General features: G+C 71.3%; 7 protein-coding genes. 1 reads left to right on the forward strand and 6 read right to left on the reverse strand.

Annotated elements, in window-relative coordinates:
- Nucleotides 1-17: 17 nt before the first annotated feature.
- The 3 genes from ACN469_RS07325 to ACN469_RS07335 form a co-directional block, all read right to left on the reverse strand.
- Nucleotides 18-2,960: a CHAT domain-containing protein gene (locus ACN469_RS07325; RefSeq protein ID WP_498765528.1), complete on the reverse strand. Its 2,943-nt coding sequence runs from the start codon at nucleotides 2,958-2,960 to the stop codon at nucleotides 18-20.
- Nucleotides 2,957-3,550 carry an RNA polymerase sigma factor gene (locus ACN469_RS07330; protein WP_498765530.1) on the reverse strand — a complete coding sequence of 198 codons (594 nt, stop codon included), beginning with the start codon at nucleotides 3,548-3,550 and terminating at the stop codon, nucleotides 2,957-2,959. Before ACN469_RS07330 ends, ACN469_RS07325 begins: the two co-directional genes overlap by 4 nt.
- 107 nt (nucleotides 3,551-3,657) lie before the next feature.
- Complete coding sequence (locus tag ACN469_RS07335) at nucleotides 3,658-4,854, reverse strand: alanyl-tRNA editing protein (RefSeq protein ID WP_498765532.1); 1,197 nt, start codon at nucleotides 4,852-4,854, stop codon at nucleotides 3,658-3,660.
- A 143-nt stretch (nucleotides 4,855-4,997) separates the two neighbouring features.
- Between ACN469_RS07335 and ACN469_RS07340 the strand changes: the two genes are divergently transcribed.
- Nucleotides 4,998-5,645: a DsbA family protein gene (locus ACN469_RS07340; RefSeq protein ID WP_498765534.1), complete on the forward strand. Its 648-nt coding sequence runs from the start codon at nucleotides 4,998-5,000 to the stop codon at nucleotides 5,643-5,645.
- 33 nt (nucleotides 5,646-5,678) lie between these two features.
- Here ACN469_RS07340 and ACN469_RS07345 read toward each other — a convergent pair whose 3' ends face one another.
- The 3 genes from ACN469_RS07345 to ACN469_RS07355 are packed head-to-tail and all read right to left on the reverse strand — an operon-like array spanning nucleotide 5,679 to nucleotide 8,971.
- Nucleotides 5,679-6,914 (reverse strand): cytochrome P450, encoded by a 1,236-nt coding sequence (locus tag ACN469_RS07345; protein WP_498765536.1) that lies wholly within the window; start codon nucleotides 6,912-6,914, stop codon nucleotides 5,679-5,681.
- A 30-nt stretch (nucleotides 6,915-6,944) separates the two neighbouring features.
- Entirely contained in the window at nucleotides 6,945-8,282 is a 1,338-nt protein-coding gene (locus tag ACN469_RS07350; protein WP_498765538.1) for a sensor histidine kinase, read from the reverse strand.
- Nucleotides 8,279-8,971, reverse strand: coding sequence for a response regulator (locus tag ACN469_RS07355; RefSeq protein WP_498765540.1), 693 nt, complete (start codon nucleotides 8,969-8,971; stop codon nucleotides 8,279-8,281). Before ACN469_RS07355 ends, ACN469_RS07350 begins: the two co-directional genes overlap by 4 nt.
- Between the last annotated feature and the right edge of the window lie 66 nt (nucleotides 8,972-9,037).

A 9,037-nucleotide genomic window follows, 5' to 3' on the forward strand; every position in this document is an offset into this window, starting at 1 on the left:
GGTCTGAGTGAGACGGACTACTCGAAGAGGAGCACCTGGCGGACCCAGGCACTCCCGCGACTGCGAAGCCAGTCCTGACGCGCGTCACGCAGCACGAGCGCGGCGGGAAGGCCCTCGCGAATGCGCGCCAGCACGGGCTCGAAGAAGGCCGACGCCTCGCTGTCGGGAATCTCCTGCGTGGCGGCGAGCACGGCCCGCGCGCCGGCTTCGACGAACGCCACGGGCAGGCCAAACGTTTCATGGAAGTACGCCGTGCTGTGCGCGGCGTGGCAGGCGGCGAGCAACACGACGGGCCGCCCCAGGAGCTTCTCGCCCTGGATGTCGGTGGCCGTCAGCGCGTAGCGACCGCTCTGCTCCTCGGGTGACAGCACCAGCAGCGAGCCATCCGCCACGCTCGGGTCGACGATGCCGTGCGCGTGAATCTGCACCTCGGTGGCCTCCTGCATCGCCTGGAGGACGTGCGACGGAGTGGCCAGGGCGCCGCGCAAGGTGGAGAGGCTCGCGTCCTCGACCGCCGGCGGACTCCACGCGCGAAGCGAGGGCAGGTGCAGCTCGCCCGGAGCATTCACGTCCGCCACCACCAGCCGCGACGGGGACCGGGTGGGCTGCTCCGGAGGCGGTGGGGCCACCCGGTAGGCCCAGGCCAGCTCCGGCGGCAGCAAGCCCGGCTTGCCCAGCACGGGCGGGCGCGCCAGGACGTCCACGCTGCCGCAGGGCCGCAGCGCCTCCACGAACTTCTCCGGCACCAGGCCATCCACACCCTCCAGGCGCTGGCGGCGGTCCGCGTCGTAGTGACTCAGGAGCCGACCCGTCGAGTCCCGGGCCACCAGGGCCGTGCGCTCGTCGTCCACGGTGACGCCCAGCGCGCAGCGCTCGGGGAGGGGCAGCGCGCGCTCCTCCGCGAACAGGGCGAGCGCACGCTCCTGCTCGCCGTAGCGCACGGCATCCAGGATGAGCGACGTGAAGCTGTAGATGCGCGCCTTGCGAGCGTTGACGTCCGAGCCCAGCCTGGGCGTCGCCTCGTCGATGGCCTGACGCAACAGCGCCTGTCCCCGACGGCGGTCCTGCTCGATGACGAAGCGGCCCTCGATGTGGCGCAGCAGCGAGCCATCCCCCGTTGCTTCGCGCGAAGGGGACGCGCGCAGCGCCTCCAGGCCTCGCGTCAGCAGGGCGCCATCGTCGTCGCGACGCACGTGGGTGTGGGCCAGGTCGGCGATGACGAAGGCGCGCACCAGCGACGGCGGCTGGCCGCACTTCGCCGCGCGGTCCAGCTGCTCGCGGGCGCCGACGAAGTCCAGGGTGCGGTAATACGAGAGCGCGAGGTTCGTATAGGCGAGCTCGTGGTCCTGGCAGCGCTCCGGGTTGCGCAGGATGGCTTCTTCCATGTACGCGCGGGCCAGCGACAGGTCCCCATGGAAGCGGGCCACCTGTCCCAGCTCCTGGATGAGCCGCAGCTCCTTGGTCCACTCCCGGCCGGAGCGGGCGCTGTCGAGCGCCGCCAGGGCCTGCGAGCGCGCCTCCACGGGACGGTGCTGGTCCGTCTCCACCAGGGCCAGGGTGCGCCGCAGCTCCAGGCAGCGATAGTTGAGCCGCCGCGTCGAGCCACCACAGGACGCGCCGAGCGCCTGCGTCAGACGGGTTCGGGCTTTAGGCGCCTGGCCGTGTTGAAGATCCCCCCGAGCCTGCCGCTCCTCGGCAAGCAGTGCGAACCAGGGGTCCTTCGTGGCCAGCGCGAGCGCGCGGTACTCGGCTTCGTGCTGACGCGAGTCCTTCAAGAAGAGGAGGGCGCCCAGCAGCAGGTCGTCCTGCCGTGCCGCGCGCAGCTTCTCAATCAAGGGGTCCAGCGCGGGCGGTGCCAGCTCGCCGCGCGTCAGCAGGACGTACTCCTTCGCCAGCGGCCCGCGCACGTTGAAGTCCACCCGCGCGGCGCGGCGCAGGGTGTCCTCCAGGTGCGTGCCCCCGTCCAGGCGGTCCAACTGGACGGCGAGCGGGCGAAGCGTCTCCACGCGCTCGGCGGAGGAGGCGGTGCGCACGGCATCGTAGAAGCACAGGCGGGACAGGCCCGGGTAGCGCTCCACCTCGGCGGAGGAGAGCATGTCACCCCCGGCCACCATGCCATCGCAGCGCTGCTTCGCGCCCTTCCAGCCCTTGCGCTGTTCTCCCTCCAGGTTCCGCAGCTCCGCGGCGCGCTGAGAGGCCTCCTCGCTCCAGCCCGGCTCCTTCAGCGCGGCCACCTGCTCGAAGGTCTCCGCGGCTTGCAGCGACAGGCCCAGGGCCTTGAGCGCCAGCCCCCGGTTCCACAGGGCCTGCGCATGCTGGGGCCGCTGCTTCAGCGCGCGGTCCGAGAGAGCCAGGGCCTCTTCCGGGGCACCGCGCTGGAGCGCGAGCGCGGCGCGGTCCGAGTCCAGGTCCGGCGACGCCTCCAGCTTGTCCAGGAAGGCCCCCGCCTGGGCCGGGTCGCCGCGCAGCAGGTACGCGGAGGCGATACCCCGCTCGTCTCCTGCCTCCTCCAGCTTCGCCAGCTCCCTCAGCGACAGCGCGCGGGGCTTGTCGCCACCGCTGCGCATCACCTCGTAGGGACGGTGCCGATCCGCGCTGGGATGGGTCAACCGGGCTTCCAGCGTGCGCCCGGGCGTCTGGCCCAGCCACAGCTCGGAAGGGTCCGCTGACGAAGCCGACCGCGTCACGAGCACCCATGCCGCCAGGCCCGCGGCCAGCGCCAGCGGCACGACCATCATCCAGGCCCTTCGCCGCTTGAGCGCGACGGGCGGAACGAAGGCGAGGGTGTCACCGGACGCGTCGTGCAGCGCATCGTCCGCGAGCAGCTCCAGGGCGAGCAGTTCCTTCATCCGTGCCTCGCACGGGTGGCAGCGGGTCAGGTGGTGGCGGAAGTTCTCCGCGTCCACCGGCGCCAGCTCGCCGTCGATGAAGGTCTCCAATCTGTCGCACAGCTCATTCATGGTCTGGCCCTGCCCTCACTCGAGCCGGCGCCAGGGGCCAGCAGCCCCCGCAGAGCCTGCCGCGCCTCGCTGAGCCACCGACCCACTGTTCCCTCGGGTGCATCCAACTGCCGCGCGATGGCCCGGTACCGAAGTCCGGCCACGTGCAACCGGTACGCTTCCCGCAACTGCGGTGGCCGGAGCTGCTCGATGGCGCGCTGGAAGTCGTCCCGAGTGACTTGCTCCCATTGCTCCAGCGGCACCGGCTCCCCGGACACCTCCTGGTCCTGCACCACGCGCAGCGACGGTGCCCCCAGCACCTCCGTGCGTCTGCGCCGACAGTGGTCCAGGAAGCGGTTGCTCAGCGTGGTGCTCAGCCACACGCTCACCGCGCCCGGGTTCTCCGCCACCAACCGGTCGAAATTCCGGTAGGCGCGCTCGAGGGTCTCCTGCACCAGGTCTTCCGGGTCGATTCCACCCCCGGAGCACAGGCGCCGAGCAAGACGCAGCAGTCCCGGCCGTCGAGAACGAGCGAACGCATCGAACTGTCGGTGCTGCCCGTCGTCCATCGTGGCGCGAACCCCTACACCCATCTTCTCATGTCGTTGCACCAGTGGAGCGCCCCCTCCGCTCGATTGAACGCGGCGGCGGATTTCCCTTCGGTGGCCCTGCTGTGATGCGCCGCGTTAATGGTGGGTGCGGGTAGGTCTTACCTGGGTCAATTCCGACAGGACGCGACGATTGCGGCCCAGTCGGTGGTGGGAGGGAGGCGGCCCTCGGCGTGTTCAGGGCGTCCGCCGCCCCGGCCTCCGGCGGCCTCGGCGGCCCGCTTGAGGAAGGCGCCGCAGCCGAAGGAGGAGGCGGTGCCCCGGGAGATGAGCACGGAGAGGCCGTCGGCCATGCGGCCGGCGAGGAACACCACCGCGTCGGGGCGGGAGGTGAGGCGGGTGGCCACGGCGCGCAGCTGCTCGGGGCCGGCGCCGTCCAGCACGGCGACGACGTGTTTGTCGGTGGAGGCGTCGAGCTGCGCGGCGAGCTCCACGGCGGTGTGCTCGGCCAGGCGCGCGCGGGCGACGCCCAGGGCCTCGCGGGCTTCGGTCAGCTCGCGGCGCAGCTTCTCCACCACGGTGGGCACTTCCGAGGGGCCGCACGTGAAGGCCCGTCCCATGGCGCGCAGCGTGCCCGCTTCTTCCCACAGCTCGCGCCGCGCGCGCGGGCCCGCGGAGAAGAGGACGCGGCCCTTGCCCTTGTAGCGCTCCACGCCCAGCACCCGCACCATCCCCACCTGTCCGGTGCGCGTGCAGTGGGTGCCACCGCAGGGGGACACGTCGAAGTCGCCCATCTGGATGACGCGGATGTTGTCCGTCACCTTGGGCGCGCGGCGCAGGGGCAGCGCGGCCAGCTCCTCGGGCGTGGGGAAGAAGGCGCGGATGGGGAGGTCGGCGTCGATGATGGCGTTGACGTGTGCCTCGGCCTGGGCCACGCGCTGCTCGTCCAGCGTGTCCTGGTCCGTGTCGATGGTGCACATGGCGCCCAGTCGCGAGGACACGGTGGCCGCGCCCGCGATATCCAGCAGCGCGCGCGACAGCATGTGCTGGCCGGTGTGCAGCGACATGTGAGCGCGGCGCCGCTCCGCGTCCACCAGGCCCGCGAGCTCCTCGCCCGGGGTGGGTAGGGGGCGTGTGTCCGTGGCGTCCAGCAGGTGGTGCACCGTGCCCGCGTCGTCCACCTGCACGTCGCTCACGGCCCGGCCTCCGAGCACGCCATGGTCGGCCATCTGCCCGCCGGCCTCCGGATAGAAGGCGGTGCGGTCCAGCACCACGGAGGGCGCCCCGTTCCACGTGCCGTGGGCCACGACACGAGCGGTGAAGCGGTGGAGGAACGGGTCGTCGAAGTAGAGGCGCTCGGTGGACATGATGGGCGGGAAATAACACGCCGCTGAAACTCGCGCGGCGCCGCCGTCACTACCCGTTCGCGAGGGTGACGAGCCCCGCGACGCCCGGTCTCCGAGCAGGAGGCCCGGCGTTCCCATCCATCCACACACAACGAGGTCCTCCCATGAAGTTCCGGGTCTCCGCCATCCTGGCGGCCGCTGTCGCGTTGTCTTCGTTCCATCCCGCCCTCGCCGGTGACGAGCCCACGCCCGACTGCGACAAGGAGCCGAAGGTCTCCCAAGTCACACACAAGCCCATCGCCGCCACGCCGCGCGCGGAGGCCCCCGCGCTGGGGCCCCAGAAGGCCTCCGTGACGGTGGAGGTGTGGTCCGACTTCGAGTGCCCCTTCTGTGCGCGGGGCGCGTCCGTCGTGGAGGGCCTGCGCGAGCGGTACGGCGACAAGATTCGCATCGTCTTCCGGCATATGCCGCTGCCCACCCACTCGGGCGCGAAGCTGGCGGCGGTCGCCACCATGGCGGCGCACGAGCAGGGCAAGTTCTGGGAGATGCACGACGTGCTCTTCGACAACCAGGGCGCGTTGGACCGGGCCTCGCTGGAGAAGTACGCCCAGGGGCTGGGGCTCGACGTGGCGCGCTTCCGCAAGGCGCTCGACACGAAGGCTTGGGACAACTACGTGGAGGCGGACCTCGTGGAGGCGCAGCGCCGACGCATCGCCGGCACGCCCACCTTCTTCATCAACGGCACCGGCGTGACGGGCGCCCAGTCGCTGGACGTCTTCGCCGGGCACATCGACGCCGCGCTGAAGCGCTGAGCCCGGCGGAGCCTTCCGGGCTTCAACGTCGGCTCAGGCCGGGTCCCACTCGACGAGGAGCTGTCGCGGGCCCCGGTGCAGGAAGTTGGGCACGTAGGTGATGGCGTTGCCCGGTGCCAGCCGCAGGCCGGGCAACCGCTTCAGGAGCAGCTCCATGGCCAGGCGCACCTCCAGCCGGGCCAGGGGCGCGCCAATGCAGTAGTGGATGCCCAGGCCGAAGCCCAGGTGCTTGCCCAGGTCGGAGCGCAGCGGGTCTCCCCGCTCGGGCGCATGGAACGCGGCGCCGTCGCGGTTGGCGGAGGCGTAGAGGACGAGCACGCGCGCGCCCTCGGGCAGCTCCACGCCGCCCAGCGTCACCGCGCGCCGCGTGGTGCGCATCATCCCCTGCACCGGCGCGTCCAGGCGCAGCGTCTCTTCCATGGCCCGGGGGATGCGGCTGGGGTCCGCTTGCAGCTCGGCGAGCCGCTCCGGCTCCCGCAGCACCCACGCCAGCAGGTTGCCCAGCCAGTTCGCCGTCGTCTCGTGGCCGGCGAAGTGCAGCATGGCGAGCAGGCTGATGAGCTCCACGTCGCTCAGGGGCGGAGTGTCCTCGTGGCGCGCCTCGATGAGCGCGCTGATGAGGTCGTCCCTCGGCGCGAGCCGTCGCTCGGCGATGTGGCCCGCCAGGTACTTCTGGATGGAGACGAGCCCGTGCGCGCACTCCACCTGCCGGGCCACGGGCGCGTTGCCCGCGGACAACAGCGACAGGTCCTCCGTCCACCGCTTCAGCCGCTCCAAGTCGGAGTCCGGCAGGCCGAGGATGGCGCCGATGACGCGCGCGGGGAGCGGATAGCCCAGCTTCTCCACCAGGTCCGCGCGGCCGTCGCGCGCGAAGCCGTCCAGCAGCTCCGTGGCGATGGCGCGAATCCGGGGCTCCATCGCGCTGAGGCGGTGCGGGGCCAGCGCCTTGGTGACGATGACGCGCATGCGCGTGTGGTTGGGCGGGTCGTCGTCCACCAGCGCGGGGACCTGGGGGTAGCCCTCCGCCAGCGCGGCGAGGACCTCGGGCGCGGGCGGCACGGGGTTCTTGAAGGCGTTGGCGGAGAGGAAGTCCTCCGGGTTGAGCACCACCGCCTTCACGTCCTCATGCCGGGAGACGACCCACAGGTGCATCTCCTGGCTGAAGTGGACGGGCGCCTCCTGGCGCAGCCGGGCGTAGAGCGGGTACGGGTCCTCCACGTGGTGCGGCTCGAAGCGGCTGACGAACGTGGGCGGCGAGGACGAGGACATGCGGCGGACTCGATTCTCCGGCGTGGCGCTTCAGGCCGCGTCCGGACGGGACTTCGTCGAGGGGGGCGTCAGCGGGCCCCCGGAGAGGTTGGGGATGTCCAGGCCCAGCGGCGGGATTCGCGGCAGGCGGACGGTGAAGCAGGTGCCGCCCGAAGGAGAGCTCTCCACGTCGATGCGGCCCTGGTGCGAGGTGATGATGCCGTGCACCACGGCCAGCCCCATGCCCGTGCCTTCTCCCGCGGGCTTGGTGGTGAAGAAGGGCTCGAACAGCTTGGCCTGCACCTCGGGCGTCATGCCGATGCCCGAGTCGCGCACGCACAGCACCGCATCGTCGGCCTCCATGCGCGTGGACAGGTGGATGCGGCCCCCTTCGGGCATGGCCTGCGCCGCGTTCATGAGCAGGTTCACCACCACCTGTGCGAGCTGGCCGGGGCGCCCCAGGAGGCGCGGCAGGTCCGCCAGGGCCACCTCCACCTCGCAGCGTGACTGCACCTGGGTGCGGGTGATGCGCAGCGCGACGGCGATCTCCTCGTTGAGGTCGTACTCCTCCAGCGCCCCCGGGTCTCCGCGCGCGAAGCGCCGCAGGTCCGCGACGATGGCGACGACGCGGCGGATGCCATCCGCGGTGGCGGGCAGCACGTCGTCCACGTACTCCCGCAGCTCCGGCGGCAATTGATGCAAGGCGCGCAGGTCCATGAGCAGCGCGTTCACGTTGCTCTTCACGTAGCTCATGGGGTTGTTGATTTCGTGCGCCACGCCCGCCGCCAGCATGCCCAGGCTGGACAGGCGCTCCTGCTCGCGCGCGCGGCGGTGGGCCAGCTCCAGCTGCGCGTGGGCCTGCTCCAGCTGCTCGTGCTGACGCGCCAGTCCCCGCAGGGCGTGGTGCGTGAGGAACACCCGGCCCTCGGAGATGAAGTACGTGAGCAGCGACAACAGCACGAAGCAGGCGGGGAGGAACGGCGGACACCCGTCCAGGAGCGCCGCGCCCGCCACGAGCACCAGCAGCAACCCCAGCCGCAGTCGCGCCTTCGAGTCCGCGAAGTAGTCCACCCACAGCGCGTTGAGCGGCAGGTACAGCCACACGGGCAGGGCCCAGTCGCTCGCCATGCCGTAGAAGACGGTGGCCAGCATGTTCATCGTGAAGCGCGAGGACTCCACGAGGCGGGTGTGGCGCGAGAAGAAGCTCCCCGCGAGCACCTGGTTGGCCGACGTCACCGCGACGAAGCCGACCGTCACCATGGCGATGGTGCCCCACTGTCCCCAGAGGCTGGAGACCAGCAGGCCGTGGATGAGGAGACATGCGAGGAGGGTGAAGCGCTTGAGTCGGCTGTTCACCCAGTCCGCGTCGATCTCCGCCTCCGGAGTCATGCCTCGCCCAGCCCCTGTCTGACGACGGGCGTCGGCTCCGCGCGCACGGGCAGCTCCAGCCGCAGGCGCTGGGGCCCGCCCACCTCCGCCACGAAGGACAGCCGTCCTCCGAAGCGCTCCAGCAGGCCCCCGACGACCTTCAGGCTGTCATCGGCCAGCAGGCCCGCGAAGCGCTCGATGATGGAGACGGCCTGCTCCGCGGGGAACGCCGGGTCCGCCACCTGCACCTTCAGCACGAGCGCCGCGTCCGTCGGGCTCACCTCCGCGCTGACGCCCTGGTGCGCGGCGCGGAACGGAGCGTAGAGCTGGGCGAGCGTCTCGCGGTGGCGCAACAGGCCGGACAGGTACGTCACCAGCTCCGCGTCGTCCCACGGCTTGCTGATGAAGCGACAGATTTCGCCTTCGTTCACCGAGGCCACCACCGACTTGAAGTCGGCGTAGCCGGAGATGATGAGCCGCAGCGCGAGCGGGTGGCTGCGCTTGATTCGCTGCAACAGCTCGCTGCCCGTCATCCCCGGCATCCGGAAGTCCGTCAGGACGATGTCCGGGCTGAAGGTCTTGAGCCGCTCGAGCGCTTCTTCTCCGTTGAACGCGAGCTGGACGTCGAAGCCCTCTCGCCGCAGCAGCCGCCTCAAGGCGTGCGCCACCTGCGGCTCGTCGTCCACCACCAGCACCTTGTATGCTTCCATGACGCCTTGCTCCTCTGACGCGGCACTCTAGTACGGGGTCCCGGAGAAAGTGTCAGGACCTGAATA

It is taken from the genome of Corallococcus terminator (genome assembly GCF_049194865.1).
Taxonomy (GTDB): domain Bacteria; phylum Myxococcota; class Myxococcia; order Myxococcales; family Myxococcaceae; genus Myxococcus; species Myxococcus terminator_A.